This is a genomic window from Halorarius litoreus (assembly GCF_024362405.1).
GTDB lineage: Archaea > Halobacteriota > Halobacteria > Halobacteriales > Haloarculaceae > Halorarius > Halorarius litoreus.
The window spans coordinates 1,310,962-1,333,959 of record NZ_CP101454.1; the positions used below are offsets into that span (position 1 = coordinate 1,310,962).

Sequence of the window (22,998 nt, forward strand, 5' to 3'; positions counted from 1 at the left end):
GTCCCCCACGAAGAACGTTCGGACGCTCAGGCCCTCACTCGAACGTTTCCCGGAGGTCCGCGACGATGGCGTCGACCGCTTCGTGGGCGCGGTCGATGGAGACCGGCGGCGCGAGCATCGAGATGAAGCCGTGGATGACGTCGTCGTAGTTGCGGTGGGTGACGTCGACCCCCGCGTCACGGAGGACCCGTGCGTAGGCCGCTCCCTCGTCACGCAGCGGGTCGAACCCTGCCGTCACGACGGTCGCCGGCGGGAGATTGCCGTGGCGCTTGGCCTCCATCGGGAACGCGTAGGGGTTGAGTTCGTGGAGGTCGCTCCCGAAGTAGCAGTCGAAGAACCAGAGGATGTCCTCCTCGACCAGGAAGTAGCCCTCGCTGTTCTCTTCCCACGAGTCGTAGTCGCGCTTGGCGTCGACCGCCGGATAGACGAGTACCTGCCGGTCGATGCTCGGACTTCCGTCGGACTCGCGCTGCTCGTCCGACGACGTTCGGCTCGCGCCGCTCGCCTCACCGTCGTCCCGGTCGCGGGCCATGAGCGAGACGACCGCCGCGAGGGTGCCGCCGGCGCTGTCGCCCATCACGGCGAGCTGGCCGTCGGCGTCGAACTCCTCGGGGTTCTCCGCGACGTGCGTGACGGCGGCGTAGGCGTCCTCGACCGCCGCCGGGAACGGGTTCTCCGGGGCGCGGCGGTAGTCGACGGCGACGACGTTGACGTTCGCCTTCGCACAGACGTGTCGACAGACCACGTCGTGGCTGTCGAGGTCGCCGATGACGAACCCGCCGCCGTGGAAGAAGACGACCGTCGGAAACGGCCCCTCGTCGGCCCCACCTGGCCGATAGTGCCGGACGGGGACGGCCTCCCGCTGCTCCCCCGCCTCGGGAACGTAGCCCGGCACCGTCAGGTCGTGGGTTCGGTCGACCTCGGGCTCGTCGGCGTCGGCGGTGAACTGGCCGAAGATGTCGCGGGCGCCGCGAGCGCCGAACTGCTTCAGCGGGAGGGCATCGAGCGCCGCGATCTGTTCGAGGACGACCTGGACCTCCGGGTGGGGCTCGTCGGCTCGCATACGCGGGGATACGCTGGCGCGTCCATAAGCGCGGGGTCCGCGGCAGGTGTCCCCCGGCGTTCGGAGATAGTTCTATGGTAACACAGGTCAAAGGAGTAGCCGGAGGGAGACCATGCACCCGAACGACTCGGAGATGCTCGTCCGAAAGGCACAGGTCGAACGCCCGGAGTTCACGACGGAACGGCTCGCGGTCGGCCCGCCGCGCGCAGTCGACCTGATACGCGAGGCGGTCGAGGGCGTCTCGACGACCGAGACCGAGACCGGAATCACGGTTCGGACCCGCCGCGGGATGCTCCTCGCCATCGTCACCGCTGTCGACGGTGAGCACGCCGACCTGCACTATCGGACCGCCCCAGCGTCGGAGCCCGCGACCCTCAAGGCGCGACGGCTCTGGAAGGCGCTGAGGCCGTACGCCGAGTGAGTCAGTCCGCGCGGCGGGCGAACCATCTCGCGAGCCCTGCGAGCGCGAGCAGGTGCGCTACGAGGCCAGCGACGAGGAACAGGGGCCACGTCGGGTCGCCTGCCTGTGCCGCGACGAGCGCCTTGACCGGCCAGTAGGCGGGGAACACCCCGAGGAGCAACTGGACGGGCTCTGGGAGGACGACGAGCGCGAGCACGGGGCCGAGGACCACGAGGTTGAGGAGCTTGCCGAGCGCGAGCCCCTCGATCGTGTTGGCCGCGAGCGTGCCGAACGCGAGCGCGATGACCGGCGCACCGAGCGCGGCGACCGCGACCGTCCCGACGAGCACCGCGGGCGAGACGGGGACGAGCCCGACGACGACGAGCGCGGGGAGCGTCGCGGCGAACGCCAGCACGTAGGCGGTCGCCGCGCGGTAGCCGAGATAGCCGCGCGCCGACAGTGGACTGGTCCGGTACGCCGTGAGCACGCCCTGCTCGCGGTCTTCGAGGACGAACATGCCGACGACGAAGCCGTATATCGAGGGGCCGAGCACCGCGAGCCCACCCACCAGCAGCGGGTAGTACGGGGGGAGCGCGACCAGCGGTCGGGCGAGCGCCGCGACGGTCGGCGCGCCGACCCGGACGAAGACGGCGAGCACGAGTGGACCGGCGGCCGCCACAACGAGCATCGGGTCGCGGAGCCAGTTGCGGAGGTCCGCGAGCGCGAGGCCGACCGCGGGTGACCGCGCCGCGCCACGAGCGGTTCGAGCGGTCGCCGAGCGCGTCGCCCCGACGAGGTGGCGGCCGGGGTCGCCACCCCGGACGATGTGCCGCCGGAACGACCGGCGCGCCCACCTGTAGGCGACGCCGTTGGCGACGAGGAGGTAGCCGACGCCGTAGGCGAGTTCCGCGAGCGTGAGCGGGCGGAAGCCGCCCTCGACGAGCACCAGTACGGGCTGGACCGGGAGGAGATAGAACAGCGGGGTGTCGACGAGACCGACGTAGCCGAACAGCGGAAGGAACAGCACCGTCCCCCAGCCGACGGCAGCGATGAAGTAGGCGTTCACCGAGTCGAACCGGGCGACCGCGACGAACCCCACGAGGACGAACAGCGACGACGCGAGCGCGACGCCAACGACGAGCACCCCGAGCCCCGGCACCGAGCCGTGACCGAGCACCGCCACGAGCGTCGACGCGACCACGGCGAGCAGCGACAGGCTGCACACCTTCGAGAGCAGGTAGCCGCGGTCGCCGAGCGGCGTCGTCACCAGCGCGTCGAGCACCCCCTCGCCCTTCTCGAACAGCACCATCGCGGCGACGAAGTAGAACCCGAGGACGGTGGGGTCGGTGACGACGAGCAACACTGCCGCGTCGGTCCGAAGTTCTGGTGGGACGAGCCGCAGACCGAGCACGAACGCGACCGTGAGGACGGTGTAGACGAGATAAAACCCGTAGCGCCGCTGGAGCCGGACGTCCCACCCCAGCATCGCGCTGAGGGCACTCCCGTTCACGTGAGTGCAGCCCCCGTCACGGCGACGAACACGTCCTCCAGGGTGGCTTCCTCGGTGTGGATAGTCTCGACGCGCTCGGTCGCGAGCAGGTCGGTGAACTCGGGGGCGGTCCCGAGGTTCTCGACCGGAAACGTCCGGGTCTCGAGCCGGCCGTCGACGCGGTACTCGACACGAACCGTCGGCTCCCCGTGGTCGAGTTTGAGGGCTCGGGGCGTGTCGACGACCGGGAGCGAGCCGTCGACGATGAACCCCACGCGGTCACAGAGCCGGTCGGCGACGGTCATGTCGTGGGTCGTGAGGAACACGGTCCGGCCGGCCCCACGGAGGGCCTCGACGAGCGTCATCACCGAGCGGGCGTTCGTCGGGTCGATGCCCGCGGTGGGTTCGTCCAGCACGACGAGGTCGGGGTCGTGGAGCAGCGCCCGGACGACGTTCAGCCGCATCCGCATCCCCTTCGAGTAGGTGGCGACGCGGCGGTCGGCGGCGTCCGCGATGCCGACCCGTTCGAGCAGGTCGTCGGGGTCGCGCTCCCAGCCGCCGTGGAGTGAGGCGAACAGGTCGAGGTTCTCCCGCCCGGTGAGTTTGCCGTAGAGGTTGGGCGTCTCCGCGGCGACGCCGACGTGGTCGTACAGGTCGCGGCCCCACTCGTGGAGATCGCGGTCGAGCACCTGCACCTCGCCGGTGTAGTCGTCGAGCAGGCCGACGAGTACCTTCTGAGCCGTCGTCTTGCCCGCGCCGCTCGGCCCGAGGAAGCCGAACACCTCGCCGGCCTCAACGTCGAACTCGAGCCCGCGGAGGGCGGGGTCGGTCGCTCCGGCGTAGGTGTACGAGAGGTCCCGGACGCGAATCATACCCGTTGACGGACGCGATGGACGGATAAGACTGCTGGCGAGGGGAGCGAAGTCGACCGACGGGGAACCCGAGCGGCGGCGCCGCGAGTACGTGACGAGTGCGAGGTTGACCGGAACCGCACCCTTTCAAACCACCGCGTCCCCAACGCTCGGGCATGTTGATAGCCTTCGACTTCGACGGGACGCTCTCCGATTCGGAGATGACCGTCCTGCTGGGTCGCCAGCGGGACGTCGACGACGAGATGGCCGCCATCACCGAGCGGGCGATGAACGACGAGATCGACTACGCCACCTCGCTGCGTGAGCGGGCCGCGCTGCTGGAGGGCCTCCCGGAGAAGAAGGCCGAGAAGGCGTGGGGACAGGTGAAACTCCGGCCGGGGAGCGCCGCGATCATCGACGCGCTCCGGCAGGCGGGCCACACCGTCGCCATTCTGACGGGAGGGTTCGATGCGGGCGTCGAGGCCGCGCTGGAGCGAGCAGGGACGACCGTCGACACCGTCGTCGCCAACCGCCTGCCCGTCGAGGACGGTGAACTCACCGGCGAGGTCGAGGGGCCGCTCATCGAGGGGACCAAAGACACCGAACTAGAGACGCTCGCGACGAACGAGGGTATCCCGATGGCAGAGACCGTCGCCATCGGCGACGGTGCGAACGACCTCCCGATGCTGCAGGTGGCGGGCCTCGCCGTCGGCTTCGCGCCCAAGCCCGCAGTCGAACCGCACTGCGACACCGTCGTCGAGTCGATGGACGACCTCCTCGCGATGTTCGAGGAGCGGGACATCGTCTAGTAAATTCGACATTCGTCAGACGCCCGTCGCACGCGAGTTTTTCTCACTCCAGTCGAAACAGAGGGGTTGTAGATGAGTGTCGTGACACGCCCCGTGGAGTGGCTCGGTAGCGTCGTCGGCAAGTACCCCTTCCGGGCGGCCGGCGGGCTCGCGGCCGTCGGTGGCTCGGCAGTGTCCTACTCGTCGGTCGGTGCGGGCGCGACGCTCGCGGACGTGCTGGCGTTCGTGACGGCGCACCCCGCGTACCCGGTCGCGGCCGTGGTCGGCCTGTTCGTCTTGCTGTTCTTCGACGGGTAGGGGTGACGGCTTCGGGAGTTCGGTGCGACGGAGCGTCGGGTGACCGATGGGTCCCACACCGGACACACCACTCACGACCGAGGCGATAAATCAGAAACAGACGCGCGCCTCAGTTGCCGAGCAGGCCGAGTTCGTCGAGCCGGGAGACGATCTTGTCGACCGCTTCCTCGGCGTCCTTCGGCTTCTTGCCGCCGGTGATGACGAGTTTGCCCGAGCCGAACAGCAGCGCGACGACGTCCGGGTCGTCGAGCCGGTAGACGAGGCCCGGGAACTGCTCCGGCTCGTACTCGATGTTCTCCAGCCCGAGGCCGATGGCGATGGCGTTGAGGTTGAGGTTGCGCCCGAGGTCAGCCGACGTAACGATGTTCTGTACGATGATCTCGGGGTCCTCCTCGACCTCGATGTTGAGGTCGCGGAGCTTGTCGAAGACAATGCGCAGCGACTCGTGGACGTCGTCGGTCGACTTCGCACCGGTACAGACGATCTTCCCGGAGCGGAAGATGAGCGCCGCCGACTTCGGCTCCTGGGTGCGGTAGACGAGGCCCGGGAACTGCTCCGGGTCGTAGTCCGCACCTTCCAGGTCCATCGCCACGCTCTGCAGGTCGAGTTCCTGTCCGATGCCCGTCGACGCGACCACGTTCTCGATGTTGATAGTCTCCTTCGGGTCGTCCATTGTTCGGTTTAAGCCACGTATTTAAGGTTTATAAAGGTACGTATCGGGACTTGACAGGTCGCCTCGCGGACCACTCTCGTCGGGGTTTATGAGGGATTCGGGCGCTCTCGCGGCGGGCGGCCTATCGCCGGGTTGATTGTCGGCGGCCGCCGACCGCAGGTGTGTATCTGCTGGAACTCGCCGGCGACGACGACGCCTTCGCCCGGTGTGAGGCGGCGAGTGCGTGCTCGGCCGTCGAGCCGCTGGCGCCGGGGCTCGCCACCGCGAGAGGCGTCACCGAGCGCGTCCGGGGGCTGGCGTTCACGCACGCCGCGTCGCGACTCGTCGGCACCTGCGAGCCGACGGTCGCGGACGCGCGGACGCTCCTCGAGGCGGCCACGGTCGACCTCCAGGGCACCGTGGCGGTTCGCGCCCGCGATGTCCGGTCGCTCACGGGCGTCTCGACCAGCGCCGCGGAGCGCGAACTCGGCGGTGTGCTCACCGACCGGGGCTACGCCGTCGACCTCGACGACCCCGACAACGAACTCCGGGTGCTGTTCTCCGATGACTGCTGTGCGGTCGGCTGGCTCGCCGTCGAATCGGTCCGGGACTTCGGGGACCGCGCGCCGACGGACAAGCCGTTCTTCCAGCCGGGGTCGATGGACCCGCTTCTCGCCCGCGCCATCGCGAACATCGCCGGTGCCCGCCCCGGCGCCCGGGTCGTCGACCCGATGTGCGGGACGGGGGGCGTCCTCGTCGAGGCCGGCCTCGTCGGCGCGGACGTGGTGGGCAACGACGCGCAGTGGAAGATGACGAACGGCGCCCGACAGAACCTCCAGCACTACCTCGCCGAGGCACCGCCCGCCGGGCCGGTGGCCGACCCCGGCGAGTTCGCGGTCGTACGCGGCGACGCCACCCGGCTCGGGCTCGCAGACGGAAGCGCCGACGCCGTGGTGTTCGACGCGCCGTACGGCCGACAGTCGAAAATCGCGAACCAGTCGCTCGACGCGCTCGTCGCGGACGCGCTCGCCGAGGCCAGGCGAATCGCCCCGCGTGCGGTCGTTGTCGGGGACCGGTCGTGGGCCGACGCCGCCGAGGCCGCCGGCTGGCGCGTCGATTCGACGTTCACGCGGCGCGTCCACGGCTCGCTCGACCGGCACGTGCTGGTACTCGTCGGCGTCTAGCCGGCGTCTAGCCACCAACTTTTATCCGCGAGTTTGCCGACAGCGTCCGGTATGTCCAGTGCGTGGTCCCGACGGTCGGTGCTCGCAGCGACAGGCGCAGTCGGCGCGGCCGCGCTCGTCCCCACGGCGTCGGCCCGCTACACGACCCGGATGGTGATTCCGAGCGCGGACGGCTTCACGGGCGACGAGGACCTCGTGGGCTACTTCGTCCACCTCGGGAGCACCACCGACGTATCGACGGACCCGGCGGACGTCGACGGCTGTGGCTTCGAGAACTGGTCACCGACGGACCTCTCGGCGTTCGACGGCCGACTGCTCGACCGCCTCGACGAGGACCACCGCGAGACGGAGATGACGGTCCACGTCGCAGGGGACGCCGAGGTCGACACCGGGACGCTGTGGATTATCAACGGGACCGTGGAGTGCCCGGACGGACAGGTCGGTCTCGAAGTGGAGCAGGTCGGCGCGAGCGTGCCGGTCTCGACCGCCGAGTCGACTCCGTCGAGCGCCATCGGCCCCGGCTTCGGCCCGCTGGCGGCCGTGGGTGGGCTGCTGGCCGGAGTGGCGGCGCTGGCCCGACGCCACAGGAGCGGCGAGTAACGCGGAGCGACAGGCGTTTCCTTCTCGACGGGGTAGGACGAACAATCAGATGCCACGCAAGGACGAGTACTACAACCGCGCGAAACAGGAGGGGTATCGCTCGCGGTCGGCGTACAAGCTCAAGCAGTTGAACGAGGACGCGGGGCTCATCCAGCCCGGCGACACGGTCGTCGACCTCGGGGCCGCCCCGGGCGGATGGCTACAGGTCGCCGCCGAACTCGCGGGGGAGGAGGGCACCGTCGTCGGCGTCGACCTCCAGCGCATCAAACCCATCAGCCGAGGGGGTGCGTCCGTCGAGACCATCAAGGGCGACATGACCGACGAGGAGACGCGCGCCGAACTCGTCGAGCTGGTGGGCGAAGCGGACGTCGTCATCTCGGACATGGCGCCGAACATGACCGGTGAGTACAACCTCGACCACGCCCGCTCGGTGTATCTCGCGCGGATGGCGTTCGAGACGGCGCTCGAACTCCTGGGACCCGAAGGCGACTTCGTCGCGAAGGTGTTCGAGGGACCGGACACCGACGACCTCCGGGCGGATATCGACCGCGAGTTCGAGTACGTGCGGACGGTCCACCCGAAGGCCTCGCGTGACGCCTCCTCCGAACTGTATCTCGTCGCGAAGAACCACCTCACTGCACCCGTCCGCGAGGGCGACGAACTGGAGGTCACGATCGAGGACGTCGGGCGAGAAGGCGACGGCATCGCGAAGGTCGACGGCTTCACGCTGTTCGTTCCGGGGACCGAGGCGGGCGACACCGTCCGCGTACGGGTCGACGACGTGAAGCCACGGTTCGCATTCGCCGAGAAGCTGTCGTAGCCGGAACACCTTTCTCTTGCCGCCGGGCAACAGGCGTATGCCCTCCCGCAGAGCCGCCCTCCGAGCCGGTGGGCTCGCCGCGACGACGGCACTCGCCGGCTGTTCGCGCCTCCCGTTCGTGACCGGGCCGAAGCTCACGCTGAACGTGTTCAACTTCACCGACGAACGGCGGTTCATCTCCGTCGAGTTGCTGCGAGCGGCCGGCATCGAGCGCAGCGAATCGGTCGTCTACGACCGGCAGTTCGATGTGCCACCACACGACAGCGAGGACTCGGGAAGGCGACGGGACGAGGACGCCGTCGAGAGCCGGAAGTACGTCGTCAGAGCCGGCTACGACGACGGACCGACCCGCGAGTTCACGTACTTCCCGGACTGCGCCGAGACGGGTGACCACCCCGACGAAGAGCTGTACGTCGAACTCCACTCGCGGGGCGACGGCGGCCCGCCGTACATCGACTTCCAGCAGAACCTGTGTGGCCGCGATACGCTACAGTACTAATCCGAGACGATGGGGTCGGCGTGCCCCGACTCCGAGGAGCGAACGAGGTTCGTGACGAGGTAGACGAACGGCGTGTCGACGACGGCGACGGTGAGTTTCAGGAGGTACTGGCCGACCATCAGCGCGGCGATGGCCGAGAGCGGAAGCCCGAGCTGGGGGTTCAGGCCGGCACGGGGCAGGACGTAGAAGGCGACGCCGACGAACAGCACGGTGTCGAGAATCTGTGAGGTGGCCGTCGAGCCGATGTTCCGGAGCCAGAGTTTGTCCTTGCCGGTCACGTCGCGGATGGCGTGGAACACGACGACGTCCCAGTTCTGCGAGACCAGATAGGCGAGCAGGCTCGCACCGACGATGTTGGCGCTCTGCAGGAGGACGGACTCGTACGCCGACGACGGGACCGCGTTTATGGGCGCAGCGGGCGCGACGACGGTCGAGTAGACCAACGCGAGCATGACGAAGTTCATGAAGAACGCGACGTTGACCATCCGCTGGGCCGCGATTTTCCCGTAGAGTTCGGCGTAGCAGTCCGACGCGAAGTACGTCAGCGCGTAGGCGACGGCCGCACCCGGCAGGATGAGCTGGGCGCCCGCGACGGGAATCGAGAACGGGAGCTGGAACCCCAGCAGTTTGGCGGCCGTCAGCTGCGAGGTGACGAGCGCCGTGACGAACAGCGCGAGCAGTGCCGTCGCGCCGAGCGGAACGTCTCTACTCATCGGGCTGGAGGCGACCGTGGCGTTCGTCGATCTCGTCGAGGATGTCGAGGTTCTTCCGGATGGACGCGCGGATGGCGTCGCTCCGGTTGACGTACTTCCCGTCGTCGCCGACGTGTTCGTCGAGGTCGTCGAGGAGCTCCTGGGGTATCTCGACGCTTATCTTGGGCATACTCGGCGATTACCCCGAGAATACTTAAGCGTCGTCAGTCGCGCGCAGAATTACGGCGTCAGTCCGACGCCGGTTCGACGGTGGGTTTGCCGCCACCGCGACGCCCGCCGAGCGTGACGACCCACAGCACGGCGAGGCCGAGTCCGTACATCGCCATCACGGGGATGCCGATGAGGAACATCATGAACACGCCGCGGGGCGACAGCAGGGCGACGAGCGCGAACACGGAGATGGTGACCTCGCGCCAGCGCCGGACGAACGTGTCGTAGCGGAGGAGGCCACCGGCGTGGAACAGCCACATCGTCACCGGGATACACGAGATGAGGCCGACGCCGATGGTGGTGAAGAACACCAGCCAGCCGAAGTTGTTGATGCGGTAGGCGATGACCATGTGCGCCTGGATGGCGTCCGCCGCCAGGTACGAGATGATGGTCGGTGCGACGTAGAGGAAGCCGAACAGGCTCCCCGCGACGAGCGTCACGAGGATGCTGCCGCCCCACAGCCCGAGGACGCGACGGTCCCCGCGGGCGAGGCCGCGCTCCTTCAGCGCGGGCCAGGCGTAGTAGAGCAACACGGGGAGCGCGGCCACGGCACCGGCGATGGTCGCGACCTTGATCTCGAAGATGAGCGCCTCGACCGGGTGAAGCGCCACGATGTCGACCTGGTCGGCGACGACCTGGTCGGGGAGCTTCCGGAGGAACTGGTCGCGCAGGCGGCCGATGCCGCCCGTGTAGAGGACGTAGAAGACGACCGCGAGGACGGTCATGAACGTCCCGATGATGCGGAACGCCTTCGAGGAGAGCGAGGAGGCGATGAAGGCGATGTCGTAGTAGTAGCCGCCGATGTCGTCCTCGTCGACCTCGTCTTCGGTGAACGCCGAGAGCATTCCCGCACCGGTGCGCGAGAACACGTTGCCCTCCTCCTCCTCGTCGGGGGCGGGTTCCACGTAGTTGCCGTCCTCGTCGATGTTGTTCGCGGCCGAAGCCGTCGCACCCTTCTCGACGGGGTCGGCCTCGACGAGTTCCTGCGCCTCGTCGAAGCGGTCGAGGATGGCCTCGGCTTTCATGTCGTCGCCGTCCCCGAGCGCCGCACTGGCCAGCGAGAGCGCCTGCTGTTCGGTCATGTCGGCGAAGGCCTCCGGTGGGGCGGCCCGGACGCCGGCAGCGTTCAGTTCGCCGACGTCGATGTCGCCCGGCGAGCCCGTGCTCGCTGGCGCGGGGCCACCCAGTCCACCCTCGGCGGCGACGAGCTCGTCGAGCGCCTTGAACATCAGGTAGACGAGCGCCAGGAAGCCGGTGACCACGCCGACACCGAGGGCGGCGACGGCCAGCGCGACCGTCGCGTCGACGCCGAACAGCGTCGACGTGGCGAGCGCGTCCGGAATCTTGGTATCGAGGTACGGCCCGACGAGCGCCACCGAGTCGATGCGGGGGAGGTAGGCGTCGGCAGCGCCGTTCGTCAATGCCCGGCCGATAAAGAACACGACGGCGGCGGCGACGACGCCGACGCCAGCGATGCGGTTCCAGTGGTCGCGGAACACCTCGCGGGAGTCGATGCGCTCGCCGGCCTGCTGGGCGTTGACGAGGAACTTCGTGAGCGACAGCGAGAAGCCGTAGAGGAACACGAGCGGCGTGGCCCACATGACCTGCGTGAGCGGGTCCGGCGGGGTGAACAGCGCGCCGATGGCGTAGAGGCCGACGATGGCGTGTTTCCAGTAGTCGCGGAACGTCTGGTAGGGGACGATGCCCGACAGCGAGAGACCGGCCATCGCGAGCGGGAGCTGGGCGGCGAGCCCGAACGAGATGGACAGCAGGAACACGAACTGCGCCCACTTCACGATGGAGTAGTTGGGCTGGAACCCGGCCTGGACGGCGTTGCTGGAGAGGAACTCGAAGGCGAGCGGGAAGAACAGCAGATAGCCGTAAGCCGCCCCGCCCAGCAACAGGAGGATGCTCATGAGGACGGCGACGGCGATCTTCCACCGGGGGACACCGCGGGGCCAGATGCCGCGTTCCTTCAGCGCGTCCCGGGAGTAGTAGAGCAGAAGGGGTAACGCGAGGAGGATACCGACGACGAGGCCGATCTTCACCTGAAGGAGGATGACGTCGAACGGCGTGACTGCGACGATGTCGGCGTCGGGCGCCTGCGCGAGCAGGTCGGCTTTCATCCGCGCCCAGCCGAACGCCCGGAGGAAGTAGATGGTGGCGATGAGCCCGATGACGAAGAGGATGAACACCTTCTGGAGATGCTTCTGGGCGGCTCTGAGCATCGCCCCCAGCGTCTCCCGGCCGTCCATGACGGTGTTCGCGACGTCCTCGTCGATGGCTCCAGACACGCACGTGGGTTAGCCGCTCCGCGTTATCAATCTTTCACGACGGCGTGGACGGCCGATTCGAGACGCGGGGCGGCGATGGGGGCACCACCCGTGACCCGCCGACGGCGGCCGCGAGTGGAGAAGAAGGCTTACAATCGGGCAGGACCCACCACTCGCTAATGGCCGAGGAGCCGGGCGACGACCGAGCGGACCGGGAGTCGACCGAGTCGGCACCCGATGGCTCGCCTGACGCGGACCACCACGAGTCCACGGACGAGGAGCCGTCGGTGCGCCCGGACGAGCCCGCTGACGAATCCCCCGGCGACGCGCCGGACGACGACGAGGAGGACGATCCCGTGGGCGATTCGACGCCCTCCAGCGACGACGCCTCCGACGACGGCGAGGAGGCGGACGACGAGGTGCCGTCGGTGACCACCGACGAGGAGTTCAACACACTCGCCGCAGACGACGAGGAAGACGACGGCGAGGCGGACGACGACCTCGGTGACATCACCGACGCGTACGGCCTCCCGGAGTCGAACACCACCGACGAGGAGCAGGCGCGGTGGGCCGGTGACGAGCGAACCGCCGACGACCCGGCTGCCGACGACCCTACTGCCGACGACGCGGCGCTCGACGCCCCGGCATCTGACGGCGGGTACGCGGACGACGACCCGTACGCGACGTACGACGACTACGAACTCGGTGGAGAGGTAGACGACGAGGTCGGAGTCCACGAGGGCGCCCCGGACGACCAGGAGATGCCGCTCGCGGACCACATCGAGGAGATGGTCAAGCGGCTCGGCGTCGTCGTCATCGTGATGGCCGTCGTCTCCGGGATCGTGTTCCCGTTCGGCGAGGACCTCATCAACTTCCTCTGGTACTCGTATCTCCCGGGAACCGTCGGGCAGTGTCCCGAAGCCGCCGCGACGGCGCAGGACCTCGGGCCGGGCGACGCCGCGTGTCCCCGTGTCTACCATCCGCTCGCGGTCATCCTCGCGCGGCTGAAGGTGGCGACGCTCGCCGGCTTCCTCGTCGCGCTCCCCGTGTTCGTCTACGAGACGTACCTGTTCATGCGCCCCGGGCTCTACCCGAAGGAGCGCCGCTACTACCTCGCGAGCGTCCCGACGAGCCTCGTGCTCGCGGCGGTCGGCGTCGCGTTCGCCCACTTCCTCGTCATCCCCGCCATCTTCACGTACTTCGTCTACTACTCCGACTCCGCGACGACCATCGCGTTCGGCCTCGCGGAGACGTTCGACCTGATGGTGCTGCTGATGGGCGGGTTCGCCATCGTGTTCCAGATTCCGCTGTTCATCATGCTCGCGCTGATGATGGGCCTGGTGACGAGACAGTGGATGGCCGACCGCCGGCTCATCTTCTGGGGCGTCTACGCCGGGCTGGCGTTCCTGTTCAGTCCCGACCCGACCGGGATGGCGCCCATCATCGTCGCGGCGACGATGATTACGCTCCACGAGGGGACGCTCCTGCTCGCGAAGTGGACCGGGCGGAAGTAGGGCCGCAGACGCGCCCCGGTTGGGTCGGGAGCGCGCTGCCGGGCGGCCGCCAGAAGACCTATTCGGCGTAGCGCACGACTCCACCTGTGTCCCCACCAACACGACGGCGCTTCCTCCGAGCCGGCGGCCTCGCACTCGGCGTCGGCCTCGCCGGCTGTGCGACGCGAGCCCTCGATGGCGACCGGGACGACGCCACGCCGTCGCCGACGGCCAGCGAACCGACGTACGCCCGCCGCGTCGACGCGCCGGAATCGACGACGGTACGAAACCACGACGGGGAGCCGGTCGTTCGCTCGTCCGCGCACACTCCCGAGGCGAACCTGTTCGAGGAGTCGGCGAGCTGGGCCTACGAGGCCTGGCTCGTCGCCGACCAGCGCGACCGGGAGGCGCTCGACGTGTCACGAGCGACGGCGGGGGCGGACGCCGCACGGCAGTTCCTCGCCGACACCGACCTGTCGACGGCGACGGTGCTCGTCCACCAGTACACCGTCCCCGAGTGTGAGACGCATCGGCTCGACCGGCTGGAGTGGCGGACCGACGCCCAGTGCGGCGACAGGGCGTGCGTCGACATCCAGCTCCGGTACGAGGATACAACGTGGGATGGCGACTGTCAGGCCAGCGAGACGGACGAGCTCGACGGTGGCCCGCCGTACCCCGAGGGGACGTACGCCAGCGAAGCCACGCTCGTCCGCATCCCCAGCGAGATACAGTCGTACGGGTCGTTCGGCTACCAGGTCTGAGTCGGCGTCAGCTCGACAGCTCCGCCAGCTCGTAGCGGACGGTCTCCGCGAGCCCCTCGGCGAGCGGCCGGTGCTCGATGCCGAGTTCCTCGCGCGCCTTGCGGTTGTCCCCGAGATACGTCACCCCGGCGAGGACGCGGAGGCTCTCTGCCCGGTAGTCCTTCGGGAGCGTGACGGCCCGTTCGAGGAGCCCGGCGACGGTGGCGAGCCCGCCGAACAGCGCCGGCGGGACGGCTCGTGGCGGGTCGCGGCCGGCAGCGTCGGCCACGATGTCGAAGATGTCGACGAGGGTGGCAGGCTCGCCGCCGACGATGTAGTCCTCGCCCGGCGTGCCGTGCTCCATCGCGAGGACGTGTGCCCGGGCGATGTCCTCGACGTGGCCCGGCGAGTAGGCGACCTCGCGGGGAAGCATCGGCAGGTCGCCGCGCAGGAAGTCGCGGAGCGCGTCGCCGAAGACGCTCGTGTCGTCGGGACCGTAGACGAGCCCCGGCATGACCGTCACGAGGGGGAGGCCGTCGTCGACCATCGGCTCGGCCACCTCGTAGTGGGCTTCCCACTTCGTCCGGTCGTAGGCGGTCAGGTGCGGGCCGGCGTAGCGGTACGACTCGTCGACGACCTCGCCACCCGTATCGGAGTTCACGGCGAGCGTGCTGGTGTAGACCCCCTTCTCGATGCCGAGGTCGGCCATCGTCTCGAGGACGTTGCGCGTCCCCTCGACGTTGATGCGCTCGCCCAGCGTCGGGTCGGTCGCGCCGACGTCGTACCAGCCGGCGACGTGGAACACCCCGTCGACGCCGTCCATCGGCCCCCGGAGCGTCTCGGGGTCGGTGATGTCGCCCTCGACGACCGTCGCCCCTGCGGCTTCGAGGTCGCTCGCCTTCGACGGCGTCCGGGCGAGCACCACGACGTCGTGGCCGTCGTCGAGCAACTGGTGGGCGACGTGCCCGCCGACGAACCCGGTCGCACCGGTGATGAAATACTCCATGCACAGACAGGACGCGACCGCCGTCGAAAACGCTGCCGGCGTCGGTGGGCGGCCGGGTGCCGCCGCGGAGAGCCAACTTCATACCCCCCGGCCGACTAGCCGGCACCAGCATGGACGCGCCCCTGTGGACCGACCAGTACGCGCCCTCCGTCGAGGACCTCCCACAGCCGACCGTCCGCGAGTACCTGACGAAGGCCCGCGACGAGCCAATCAACCTCGTGCTCTACGGGCCGAAGGGCGCGGGCAAGACCGCGGCGGCGCGGGCGCTCGCCCGGCAGGCCCACGACGACCACGACAACGACCTCGTGGAGCTGAACGTCGCGGACTTCTTCGACCGGACGAAGAAGGAGATCACGAACGACCCGCGGTTCGACCAGTTTCTCACGGGCAAGTCGCGGATGAGCAAACGCGACATGATCAACCACGTGCTGAAGGAGTCGGCCTCCTATGCGCCCGTCTCCGGGCAGTACAAGACCGTTCTCCTGGACAACGCCGAGTCCATCCGCGAGGACTTCCAGCAGGCCCTCCGTCGAGTCATGGAGCAGTACGCCGAGAACACGCAGTTCGTCATCGCGACGCGCCAGCCCTCGAAACTGATTCCGCCAATCAAGTCGCGGTGTTTCCCCGTCCCGGTGAACGCCCCCACCCACGACCAGACCGTCACAGCCCTGCGTCGCATCGTCGACGCCGCCGAGGTGGAGTACGACGACGAGGGGCTGGAGTACGTCGCGGGCTACGGCGGCGGCGACCTCCGGAAGTCCGTCCTCGGCGCACAGACGACCGCCGAGCAGGAAGGCGAGGTGACGATGCAGGCCGCCTACGAGACCCTCGGCGATATCGGCAACGACGAGAAGATTACGGAGATGCTCGAAGCCGCCGAAGGGAGCGACTTCTCCGAGGCCCGAAGCCACCTCGACGACCTCATCTACACCGAGGGGTACGACGGCGCGGAGATACTGGAGGACGTTCTCAGAGTCGGGCGCTCGCGGTACGACGGCCACCGACTCGCGAAGCTGTACGAACTCGCCGGCGAGGTCGACATGGGGCTCACCGAGTCCACGAGCGACCGCGCGCAACTGGGGCATCTGCTCGCGGAGATCGGCGCGCCGGTCGACGCCTGAGCTCGGACTCGCGGCCTCACGCGCGAGCGGACGTGCGGTGAAGCATTATCGAAGAGGTGAGTTTTTAACACGCGGTTTCGTACCTCGCGACAAGATGTTCAAGGCTATCGTGAGCGCCGAGACGCTCCGGGACGCGCTCGACTCCGTGAGCGTGCTGGTCGACGAGTGCAAGATCCGTCTCAACGAGGACGGGCTCGCCATCCGCGCCGTCGACCCCGCGAACGTGGGGATGGTGGACCTCGAACTCGACGCGAGCGCCTTCGAGTCGTACGAAACTGATGGGGGCGTCATCGGCGTCAACCTCGCCCGCCTCGAGGAGTTCGCCGGGATGGCCGACTCCGGCCAGCTCGTCCAGCTCGAACTCGACGAGGAGACCCGCAAACTCCACATCAAGATCGAGGGACTCGAGGGGACGCTCGCGCTCATCGACCCCGACTCCATCCGGCAGGAGCCGGACCTCCCGGACCTCGACCTCCCCGCCGAAGTCATCATCGAGGGGAAGGACATCGGCCGCGCCGTCAAGGCCGCCGACATGGTCTCCGACCACATCGCGCTCGGCGTCGACGCCACCGAGGAGATCTTCTACGTCGACGCGGAGGGCGACACCGACGACGTCCACCTCGAACTCACGACCGACGACCTCATCGCGCTCACGCCCGGCGACGCCCGCTCGCTGTTCTCGCTCGACTACCTGAAGGACATGAACAAGGCAATCCCGAAGGACGCCGAGGTGACGATGGAACTCGGCGAGGAGTTCCCCGTGAAGATGCACTTCGACCTCGCGGAAGGAAATGGTAGTGTAACGTATATGCTCGCCCCCCGTATCCAGAGCGACTGAACGAGCCGCTCGTCTCGGGCTTTCTCCCTCTCGTCTCTGCCGTTGCTACGCCGCCGTCCAGCCAGTCGCGCTCCCGACACGAAGGCCGGCGACGACCACGAAGAACACCACAGCCAACAGGACGAGCACCTGCATCCCGGCCTGAATGCCCTGGTTCGCGGCGACGACGCCGACGACCACGGGCGAGACCGTCCCACCGGCGTAGCTCGCCGCGAGCGAGAGGCCGTTGACGGGGCCGCTGTACTCGGGGGCGGCGCTGACACCGTACGCCGCAAGGGTCGGAAAGAGGCCGGCGACGAAGAAGCCGGAGGCGACGGCGGCGACGACGATGCCCCACCCCGAGGCCATCCCGAAGGCGTACGCGAACAGGGGGACGACGCCCGCGCCCGCGGTGACCAGCAAGTTCAGGTAGCCGACGCGGTCGACGACCAGCGTGTACACCGCGCGGGCCGGGACGTACGTGACGAGATACGCCGAGAGCGCGAGGTTCGCCGTCGCCGGGTCGAACGCGGTCCGGAGGTAGGTAGGCAGCCAGAGGAAGATTGCCCCCTCGATGCCGCCGCTCGTCACCAGGGCGAGCGTCATGCCGACGATGGCCGGGCGCCGCGAGAGCACCCGAAGCCCGTCGAGCGTGAACGGCGCCTCGCCGCGACCCGGCAGGGACAGCGGCGTCCGGTAGACGACCACCACGATGGGGACCAGCAGGAGGAACAGCAGGCCGTAGGCGACCCGCCACGACGCGACGGCGAGCACGAGCGTCGCGAGCACGGGGCCGGCGGCGGCGCCGATGGACCACGCGAGTTCGTAGAGGTTGAGCACGCGACCGCGGCGCTCGGCGAACAGGTGGCTCAGGACGGGTTTATCCGCCGCACGGAACGTGCCCGTCGCCACCGCACGCACGGTGAATCCGCCGAGCAGGACGAGGAAACTGGGGGCGAGGCCGACGACGAGCACTGCGAGTGCCATGACGGTGCTGCCCGCGAGCAGGAACTGTTTGGGGCGACCCCGACCGAGCAGGGCACCGCCGCCGAGCACCGCGAGGACGAACCCGACGGTCCCCGCAGGCGCGACCAGCCCGAGCAACGCGGTGTCGACCCCGAACGTCGACTGGAACTCCGCCAACAGCGGCCCTCGCATCTGCTGGCCCAGCCCCTCGATGACGATGAACGCGACGGCGACGAGCCCCCACGTCCGGCGGTTCGCGCCGGCCTCGCTCGCAGTCACCGTCGCTCCCCGCTGGGCGTGCGTGCCGGGTGGTCACTGGCGGCGGACCGCATCTGTTCGGAACTCACTCGGAGTCGCGTAAAAAGTTGCTGGAGCGCGTCAGAGCCGCCGGTCGATGACCGCCTTCGCCTCCTTGCCGGCCTGCTTCCAGCCGTAGCCCTGGTCGTAGACGTGTTTCTTCGAGTCGACGAGTTCCTCGGGCGTCTCCTCCTCGAACCCCCCGCGGGTCCACGTCCCCGACTCGTCCAGCCAGACGAGCATCTGCTCTTTCGTCTCCTCCCACGAGAGGCCGACCATTTCGTAGAACGCGATGAGGGCAAATATTGAGTGATCATGCGCTCCCGGAACGCTCCCCTTCTCGTAGATGGTCTTGAGGGGCTCCATCGTCGGCTCGGTCACGCGCTCCTTGTACTCGGCTGCGGTCAGGAGTTCGAGCTGGTCGCCCTGTTCGTCGACGCGCTGGTCGCCTCTGAGTCGCGAGAGTGCGGCAGCGTGAATCCCACCCCAGTCCTCGACGTCGGCGCGGAGCGCGTCCTCGCTCCACGAGCGTCGGGAGAGCCGAGCGAGGAGGTCGACGTACGCGCCCTCGATGTCGGTCCACTGGACGCCGTCGAAGCCGCAGTCGGCGTCGTGGAGGTTCGTCCGGGTCCGACAGCCGGGACAGGGGTACTCGAAACGCGGCACTATCCCACTCGTGGCGTGATGGTCACAAATGCGTGTCGCTCCGTCTCAGAGGGTGACGACCGCATCCGAATCGAATCCGACGGTGAGGTCGTCGCCGTCGGCGGGGACGCTGTCGAGGTCGATCGCGGGAACGCGAACGACGACCGCCTGTCCCTGCCAGTCGAGCCCGATGCGAACCGCATCACCGAGGAACTCCGCGTAGTCGACGACGCCCGTGAGCGCGTTCGTCGCGCCCCCGACCTGCATCGACTCGGGGCGGACACAGAGCGTGACCGACTCGCCGGGGCGGGCGTCGACCGGCACCGCGAACGTCGTTCCGTCCACCTCGACACCAGCCTCTGTCGCGCGGCCGTCGAACACGTTGTTCTCGCCGACGAACTCGGCGACGAAGCGGGTGGCGGGCTCGCGATAGACTTCCTGTGGCGTGCCGACCTGCTCGACGTGGCCGTCGTTCATCACCGCGACGCGGTCGGAGACGGCGAGCGCTTCGGCCTGGTCGTGCGTGACGTACAGCGTCGTCACGTCGAGTTCGGCCTGGATGCGGCGCACCTCCCGACGCAGGCGCTCGCGGAGCCGCGCGTCGAGCGCGCTCATCGGCTCGTCGAGGAGGAGGACGTCGGGGTTCGGCGCGAGCGCCCGGGCGAGCGCGACTCGCTGCTGCTGGCCCCCCGAGAGCGCGTTCGGGTCGCGGTCACCCATTCCCGCGAGGCCGACGAGGTCGAGGAGGTCCGCGACGCGGGCGTCGGGGTCGTAGTCGTGGTCGGTGAACTGCAACCCGTAGGCGACGTTCTCGCGGACGGTCATGTGCGGGAACAGCGAATACTGCTGGAAGACGATACCGACGTCGCGGTCCTCCGGGGGGACGCCCGACACGTCCACCCCGCCGAACCGGACGGCGCCCTCGGTGGGCGACTCGAAGCCGGCGACCGCCCGGAGCGTGGTCGTCTTCCCGCACCCCGAGGGACCGACGAGCGTGAAGAACTCCCCGTCCTCGATGTCGAGCGAGACGTCGGAGAGGGCGGTCGTCTCGCCGTAGCGTTTCGAGACCGAATCGAGGGAGAGGCTACTCACGGTACCGGCCTCCGACGCGGTCGATGACGACGAACGCCGCGGCCGTCACCACCAGTAGCACGGTTCCCATCGCCGTTGCCGGACCGAGCGTCCGGTCGGTCAAGAAGCGTTCGACCGCGACCGGCATCGTGTACGCCCGCGACCCCTCCGCCAGAATCACGGTCGAGTCGAACTCACCGATGGAGATGGCGAAGGCGAACGCGGCGCCCGCCGCCAATCCCGGCGCGACGAGGGGGAGCTCCACGTCGACGAGCGCACGAGCCCGAGTGGCGCCGAGCGCACGAGCCGACTCCACGAGCCGGCGGTCGAGGTCGCCGAGCAGGGGCGCGACGTTCCGCACGACGAACGGGTACGCGCCGATGGCGTGCGCGGCGACGATGGCGACGGGGCCGACCACGGCCAGTCGCACGCCGCCGACCTCGATGCCGAACACGAGGCCGTCGAGCAGGCCGAGCCCGATGACGATGCCCGAGACCGCGAACGGAAGCATGGACGCCGTGCCGAGAACACGCGAGAGCACGCTGTCGCGGGTCGTCACGAACGCGATGACGACGCCCATCGGCACCGCGAGCAGGAGCGTCCCGACGCCGAACAGCAGGCTGTTGCGGACGGCGATACCCGGTTTCGTCTGGACGGTCACCTGTGCGGCCTCGCGTTCGAGCAGGTAGCCGTAGTACTGGGTCGTGAATCCGGTGCCGGACGCGGCGGTGACGGACTCGGCGACCATGCTGACGAGCGGGAGGAGGAACACGACGACGACGACGACGCCGTACGCGAGGAGCGCCCCCCGTTTCAGGTCGAACCCGCCGAACAGTCGCTCGCGAGCGAGCGGCGAGACCGAGCGGTCGGTGCCCGTCGACTGCGACTCGTAGCGGAGATAGGCGTAGGTGAGCGCGAGCGACACCACGGTTTCGAGGACCGCGAGCGCCGCGGCCTCCGTGAGTTTCAGCTGCTGGACGCGGTCGAACAGCCACACCTCGACCGTCGCGAGCTTGAGCCCGCCGAGCGCGAGGATGATGGGGAACGACATGAACGTGAAGATGAACGTGAGCAGCGCGCCGGTCAGAATCGCGGGCAGGAGCTGGGGGACGACCACGTCCCGGAACGCGCGCAGGGGCGAGGCACCGAGCGAGCGGGCGGTCTCGACGGCGCGGGCGTCGACGCTCTCCCACGACGCGGCGACGATTCTCGTCACCAGTGGCGCGTTGTAGAACGCGTGGGCGAGGACGATGATTTCGAGCGTGAACAGCAGGTCGAACGTCGGCAGCCCCACGAGACGAAGCAGGTCGTTGAGCGCGCCGTTCGCGCCGAACGCGGCGACGAACCCCACCGCGACCATGATGGAGGGGAGGACGAACGGAACCGCTGTGAGGGACTCGACCGTCCGGCGACCCGGAAACTCGAAACGAGCGAGGAGATACGCCCCCGGAAGACCGAGCGCGAGGCTCGCGAGCGTGGAGAGGAACGCCTGCCACGCGGTGAACCCGAACAGGCCGAACGCGGGAACCGAGGGCGAGCGCGCCCACGCCGCGAGTCCCGTCGGGATGCCCGCCGGATCCTGCACTGCGCCGGCGAGCGCCCCCACGTAGAACGGGTCCGAGAGGACGGCGAGCAGGGGGTCGAGCGTGACGCGGCCTTCGGGTCGAATCGCCTCGACGAGCACCGTCGCTACCGGGTAGTACAGCATGACGACGAGCAGCGCGGCGGTCACGAGCCCGGCGACGGGGAGCGCGAGCCGTTCGGCGCGACGGTTGGCCGTCATCAGGTCAGCGACCACGTGAGGACGGTCGGTCCGTTGAGGACACGGCGACGGCCGACGCTACCCCTGTGCGATTTCGCGCGCCCAGTCTTCGACCCAGCCATCGACGTTGCCTTTCAGGTCCTCGTACGTAAACGTCACCGGCTCCGGCGGTTCGAGCGCGTACTTCGCGAACTCCTCGGGGAGGTTCGCGTCGGGGGTCGCGGGGAACTGGACGTTGCGGACGGCGATCTCGCCCTGTGCCTCGGGCGTGAGCATGAACTCCATGAACGCCTTTGCGAGCTCGCTGTCCGCGGCCGACGAGAACCGCGCCATCCCCTCGGGGTTGGCGTACCCCTGGTCGTTGAGGAAGCCGACCTGATGGCGCGTCATGTCTTGGTCGTAGCGGTTCGCGTACACCTGGTCGGTCGAGTAGGAGACGACCATCGGCTTCTCGCCGTTCGAGTAGGCGTTGTACGCGTCCTCCCAGCTCCCGAGGACGGTGATGCCGTTGCTGTCCAGTCGCTTCCAGTAGTCGAGGTAGCTGTCGGCACCGATGGTGTGGACCGTCCACAGCAGGAACGCCCGACCCGTCGCCGACGACTGGGCGTTCTCGACGATGAGCGTGTCCGCGTACGGCTCGGTCGTGAGCGCCTCGAAGGTCCCGGGGTTCTCGACGGCGGACTCGTCGTACACCAGCGAGATGTAGCCGGTGTCGTACGGCACCGCTCGACCCTCCGGGTCGAACTCCAGCTGCTCTTTGACCTCGCCGCGGCGGTCGAGGTCGTCCATCGGGTCGAACAGCGGCTCGTCGAGTTCGGTGTCGAGCCGCAGGAGGTGGTCGACGTTGAGTCCCACATAGAGGTCCGCCTCGATGGGGACGCCCTCCTTCGCTCGCTGGATGTAGTAGTTGAGCCCCGAGTCGGGGGTGGCGAACTCGACGGTCGCCTCCGGATACTGTGTCTCGAACTGCTCTTTGAGCCACGGCCCCGCCGCGCCGTCGCTGTCGACGAGCGAGGGGTACGTCGCGACCGTGAGCGTCCCGCTCGGCTCGCCGCCACCCGTGAAGCCAGTGCAGCCCGCGAGCGCCGTCGCGCCCAGCGTCCCGGCGGCCTGCAGGTACGTGCGTCGCTTCATTACCGAGTGGTTACACCCAGTGATACATAAGCCCGGTGGAACACCCGTCGGTACCTCGACATCCAGAACCCCCGAAAGGAGTATTG

At 68.8% G+C, this 22,998-nt stretch carries 24 protein-coding genes; 11 read left to right on the forward strand and 13 right to left on the reverse strand.

Translation table 11 applies throughout. The features are described from left to right. Nucleotides 1-34: 34 nt before the first annotated feature. A complete protein-coding gene (locus NL126_RS06690) occupies nucleotides 35-1,063 on the reverse strand; it encodes an alpha/beta hydrolase (protein WP_255198150.1) in 1,029 nt (342 codons plus the stop codon). A gap of 112 nt (nucleotides 1,064-1,175) precedes the next feature. On the opposite strand from NL126_RS06690, the gene NL126_RS06695 reads away from it, so the two are divergent. Next, nucleotides 1,176-1,484: a hypothetical protein gene (locus tag NL126_RS06695; protein ID WP_255198151.1), complete on the forward strand. Its 309-nt coding sequence runs from the start codon at nucleotides 1,176-1,178 to the stop codon at nucleotides 1,482-1,484. 1 nt (nucleotide 1,485) lies between these two features. Here NL126_RS06695 and NL126_RS06700 read toward each other — a convergent pair whose 3' ends face one another. Both NL126_RS06700 and NL126_RS06705 read right to left on the reverse strand, forming a co-directional pair. Beyond that, a complete protein-coding gene (locus NL126_RS06700) occupies nucleotides 1,486-2,973 on the reverse strand; it encodes a fluoroquinolone export ABC transporter permease subunit (protein ID WP_255198152.1) in 1,488 nt (495 codons plus the stop codon). Continuing rightward, nucleotides 2,970-3,824: an ABC transporter ATP-binding protein gene (locus tag NL126_RS06705; protein WP_255198153.1), complete on the reverse strand. Its 855-nt coding sequence runs from the start codon at nucleotides 3,822-3,824 to the stop codon at nucleotides 2,970-2,972. Before NL126_RS06705 ends, NL126_RS06700 begins: the two co-directional genes overlap by 4 nt. Before the next feature lie 155 nt (nucleotides 3,825-3,979). On the opposite strand from NL126_RS06705, the gene serB reads away from it, so the two are divergent. Together serB and NL126_RS06715 are read left to right on the forward strand one after the other, a co-directional pair. Further along, the gene (gene serB, locus NL126_RS06710; protein WP_255198154.1) at nucleotides 3,980-4,612 is read left to right on the forward strand and encodes a phosphoserine phosphatase SerB; all 633 of its coding nucleotides are present in this window, start codon (nucleotides 3,980-3,982) and stop codon (nucleotides 4,610-4,612) included. A gap of 72 nt (nucleotides 4,613-4,684) precedes the next feature. Beyond that, on the forward strand, nucleotides 4,685-4,909 hold the full coding sequence (locus NL126_RS06715) for a hypothetical protein (protein WP_255198155.1): 225 nt from the start codon (nucleotides 4,685-4,687) through the stop codon (nucleotides 4,907-4,909). Nucleotides 4,910-5,018: 109 nt separating this feature from the next. On the opposite strand, the gene NL126_RS06720 is transcribed toward NL126_RS06715, so the two are convergent. Further along, nucleotides 5,019-5,582, reverse strand: coding sequence for a TATA-box-binding protein (locus tag NL126_RS06720; RefSeq protein WP_255198156.1), 564 nt, complete (start codon nucleotides 5,580-5,582; stop codon nucleotides 5,019-5,021). A gap of 161 nt (nucleotides 5,583-5,743) precedes the next feature. On the opposite strand from NL126_RS06720, the gene NL126_RS06725 reads away from it, so the two are divergent. Genes NL126_RS06725 through NL126_RS06740 form a run of 4 tightly spaced genes read left to right on the forward strand, consistent with a single transcriptional unit; the run spans nucleotide 5,744 to nucleotide 8,664 of the window. Continuing rightward, nucleotides 5,744-6,745 (forward strand): methyltransferase domain-containing protein, encoded by a 1,002-nt coding sequence (locus NL126_RS06725; protein WP_255198157.1) that lies wholly within the window; start codon nucleotides 5,744-5,746, stop codon nucleotides 6,743-6,745. 51 nt (nucleotides 6,746-6,796) lie between these two features. Next, a complete protein-coding gene (locus tag NL126_RS06730) occupies nucleotides 6,797-7,345 on the forward strand; it encodes a hypothetical protein (RefSeq protein ID WP_255198158.1) in 549 nt (182 codons plus the stop codon). A gap of 49 nt (nucleotides 7,346-7,394) precedes the next feature. Continuing rightward, the gene (locus NL126_RS06735; protein WP_255198159.1) at nucleotides 7,395-8,165 is read left to right on the forward strand and encodes a 23S rRNA (uridine(2552)-2'-O)-methyltransferase; all 771 of its coding nucleotides are present in this window, start codon (nucleotides 7,395-7,397) and stop codon (nucleotides 8,163-8,165) included. Nucleotides 8,166-8,202: 37 nt separating this feature from the next. Continuing rightward, entirely contained in the window at nucleotides 8,203-8,664 is a 462-nt protein-coding gene (locus tag NL126_RS06740; RefSeq protein WP_255198160.1) for a hypothetical protein, read from the forward strand. Here the strand turns inward: NL126_RS06740 and NL126_RS06745 are convergent. Genes NL126_RS06745 through tatC (NL126_RS06755) form a run of 3 tightly spaced genes read right to left on the reverse strand, consistent with a single transcriptional unit; the run spans nucleotide 8,661 to nucleotide 11,881 of the window. Further along, nucleotides 8,661-9,377 carry a queuosine precursor transporter gene (locus tag NL126_RS06745; protein WP_255198161.1) on the reverse strand — a complete coding sequence of 239 codons (717 nt, stop codon included), beginning with the start codon at nucleotides 9,375-9,377 and terminating at the stop codon, nucleotides 8,661-8,663. The genes NL126_RS06740 and NL126_RS06745 overlap by 4 nt on opposite strands. Next, the gene (locus NL126_RS06750) at nucleotides 9,370-9,546 is read right to left on the reverse strand and encodes a ribbon-helix-helix domain-containing protein (RefSeq protein WP_255198162.1); all 177 of its coding nucleotides are present in this window, start codon (nucleotides 9,544-9,546) and stop codon (nucleotides 9,370-9,372) included. Before NL126_RS06750 ends, NL126_RS06745 begins: the two co-directional genes overlap by 8 nt. 58 nt (nucleotides 9,547-9,604) lie before the next feature. Beyond that, a complete protein-coding gene (tatC, locus tag NL126_RS06755) occupies nucleotides 9,605-11,881 on the reverse strand; it encodes a twin-arginine translocase subunit TatC (protein WP_255198163.1) in 2,277 nt (758 codons plus the stop codon). A gap of 158 nt (nucleotides 11,882-12,039) precedes the next feature. Here tatC (NL126_RS06755) and tatC (NL126_RS21960) point away from each other — a divergent pair, with 158 nt between their 5' ends. Both tatC (NL126_RS21960) and NL126_RS06765 read left to right on the forward strand, forming a co-directional pair. After that, nucleotides 12,040-13,374 (forward strand): twin-arginine translocase subunit TatC, encoded by a 1,335-nt coding sequence (tatC, locus tag NL126_RS21960; RefSeq protein ID WP_286670842.1) that lies wholly within the window; start codon nucleotides 12,040-12,042, stop codon nucleotides 13,372-13,374. An 86-nt stretch (nucleotides 13,375-13,460) separates the two neighbouring features. Beyond that, nucleotides 13,461-14,114: a hypothetical protein gene (locus tag NL126_RS06765; RefSeq protein ID WP_255198164.1), complete on the forward strand. Its 654-nt coding sequence runs from the start codon at nucleotides 13,461-13,463 to the stop codon at nucleotides 14,112-14,114. 7 nt (nucleotides 14,115-14,121) lie between these two features. Here NL126_RS06765 and NL126_RS06770 read toward each other — a convergent pair whose 3' ends face one another. After that, the gene (locus NL126_RS06770; protein WP_255198165.1) at nucleotides 14,122-15,099 is read right to left on the reverse strand and encodes an NAD-dependent epimerase/dehydratase family protein; all 978 of its coding nucleotides are present in this window, start codon (nucleotides 15,097-15,099) and stop codon (nucleotides 14,122-14,124) included. Nucleotides 15,100-15,209: 110 nt separating this feature from the next. Between NL126_RS06770 and NL126_RS06775 the strand changes: the two genes are divergently transcribed. Both NL126_RS06775 and NL126_RS06780 read left to right on the forward strand, forming a co-directional pair. After that, nucleotides 15,210-16,220 (forward strand): AAA family ATPase, encoded by a 1,011-nt coding sequence (locus NL126_RS06775; RefSeq protein WP_255198166.1) that lies wholly within the window; start codon nucleotides 15,210-15,212, stop codon nucleotides 16,218-16,220. A 94-nt stretch (nucleotides 16,221-16,314) separates the two neighbouring features. Continuing rightward, nucleotides 16,315-17,058, forward strand: coding sequence for a DNA polymerase sliding clamp (locus NL126_RS06780; protein WP_255198167.1), 744 nt, complete (start codon nucleotides 16,315-16,317; stop codon nucleotides 17,056-17,058). A gap of 45 nt (nucleotides 17,059-17,103) precedes the next feature. Here the strand turns inward: NL126_RS06780 and NL126_RS06785 are convergent, their stop codons facing one another. From NL126_RS06785 to NL126_RS06805, 5 genes are all read right to left on the reverse strand, one after another. Next, nucleotides 17,104-18,282 (reverse strand): MFS transporter, encoded by a 1,179-nt coding sequence (locus tag NL126_RS06785; RefSeq protein WP_255198168.1) that lies wholly within the window; start codon nucleotides 18,280-18,282, stop codon nucleotides 17,104-17,106. A gap of 99 nt (nucleotides 18,283-18,381) precedes the next feature. After that, the gene (locus NL126_RS06790) at nucleotides 18,382-18,966 is read right to left on the reverse strand and encodes a DUF7474 family protein (protein WP_255198169.1); all 585 of its coding nucleotides are present in this window, start codon (nucleotides 18,964-18,966) and stop codon (nucleotides 18,382-18,384) included. A 45-nt stretch (nucleotides 18,967-19,011) separates the two neighbouring features. Beyond that, on the reverse strand, nucleotides 19,012-20,037 hold the full coding sequence (locus tag NL126_RS06795; RefSeq protein WP_255198170.1) for an ABC transporter ATP-binding protein: 1,026 nt from the start codon (nucleotides 20,035-20,037) through the stop codon (nucleotides 19,012-19,014). Then, a complete protein-coding gene (locus NL126_RS06800) occupies nucleotides 20,030-21,799 on the reverse strand; it encodes an ABC transporter permease (protein ID WP_255198171.1) in 1,770 nt (589 codons plus the stop codon). The genes NL126_RS06795 and NL126_RS06800 overlap by 8 nt, the downstream gene beginning before the upstream one ends. 57 nt (nucleotides 21,800-21,856) lie before the next feature. After that, entirely contained in the window at nucleotides 21,857-22,912 is a 1,056-nt protein-coding gene (locus NL126_RS06805) for a thiamine ABC transporter substrate-binding protein (RefSeq protein WP_255198172.1), read from the reverse strand. Between the last annotated feature and the right edge of the window lie 86 nt (nucleotides 22,913-22,998).

Bases quoted from the DNA above. Each gene is read 5' to 3' on its own strand.
- NL126_RS06715 (WP_255198155.1), top strand. From the start codon at position 4,685: ATGAGTGTCGTGACACGCCCCGTGGAGTGGCTCGGTAGCGTCGTCGGC.
- NL126_RS06740 (WP_255198160.1), top strand. From the start codon at position 8,203: ATGCCCTCCCGCAGAGCCGCCCTCCGAGCCGGTGGGCTCGCCGCGACG.
- NL126_RS06750 (WP_255198162.1), bottom strand. From the start codon at position 9,546: ATGCCCAAGATAAGCGTCGAGATACCCCAGGAGCTCCTCGACGACCTC.
- NL126_RS06805 (WP_255198172.1), bottom strand. From the start codon at position 22,912: ATGAAGCGACGCACGTACCTGCAGGCCGCCGGGACGCTGGGCGCGACG.
- NL126_RS06780 (WP_255198167.1), top strand. From the start codon at position 16,315: ATGTTCAAGGCTATCGTGAGCGCCGAGACGCTCCGGGACGCGCTCGAC.
- NL126_RS06730 (WP_255198158.1), top strand. From the start codon at position 6,797: ATGTCCAGTGCGTGGTCCCGACGGTCGGTGCTCGCAGCGACAGGCGCA.
- NL126_RS06720 (WP_255198156.1), bottom strand. From the start codon at position 5,582: ATGGACGACCCGAAGGAGACTATCAACATCGAGAACGTGGTCGCGTCG.
- NL126_RS06775 (WP_255198166.1), top strand. From the start codon at position 15,210: ATGGACGCGCCCCTGTGGACCGACCAGTACGCGCCCTCCGTCGAGGAC.
- NL126_RS06770 (WP_255198165.1), bottom strand. From the start codon at position 15,099: ATGGAGTATTTCATCACCGGTGCGACCGGGTTCGTCGGCGGGCACGTC.
- NL126_RS06735 (WP_255198159.1), top strand. From the start codon at position 7,395: ATGCCACGCAAGGACGAGTACTACAACCGCGCGAAACAGGAGGGGTAT.
- NL126_RS06705 (WP_255198153.1), bottom strand. From the start codon at position 3,824: ATGATTCGCGTCCGGGACCTCTCGTACACCTACGCCGGAGCGACCGAC.
- NL126_RS06800 (WP_255198171.1), bottom strand. From the start codon at position 21,799: ATGACGGCCAACCGTCGCGCCGAACGGCTCGCGCTCCCCGTCGCCGGG.
- NL126_RS06690 (WP_255198150.1), bottom strand. From the start codon at position 1,063: ATGCGAGCCGACGAGCCCCACCCGGAGGTCCAGGTCGTCCTCGAACAG.
- tatC (WP_286670842.1), top strand. From the start codon at position 12,040: ATGGCCGAGGAGCCGGGCGACGACCGAGCGGACCGGGAGTCGACCGAG.
- NL126_RS06745 (WP_255198161.1), bottom strand. From the start codon at position 9,377: ATGAGTAGAGACGTTCCGCTCGGCGCGACGGCACTGCTCGCGCTGTTC.
- serB (WP_255198154.1), top strand. From the start codon at position 3,980: ATGTTGATAGCCTTCGACTTCGACGGGACGCTCTCCGATTCGGAGATG.
- NL126_RS06695 (WP_255198151.1), top strand. From the start codon at position 1,176: ATGCACCCGAACGACTCGGAGATGCTCGTCCGAAAGGCACAGGTCGAA.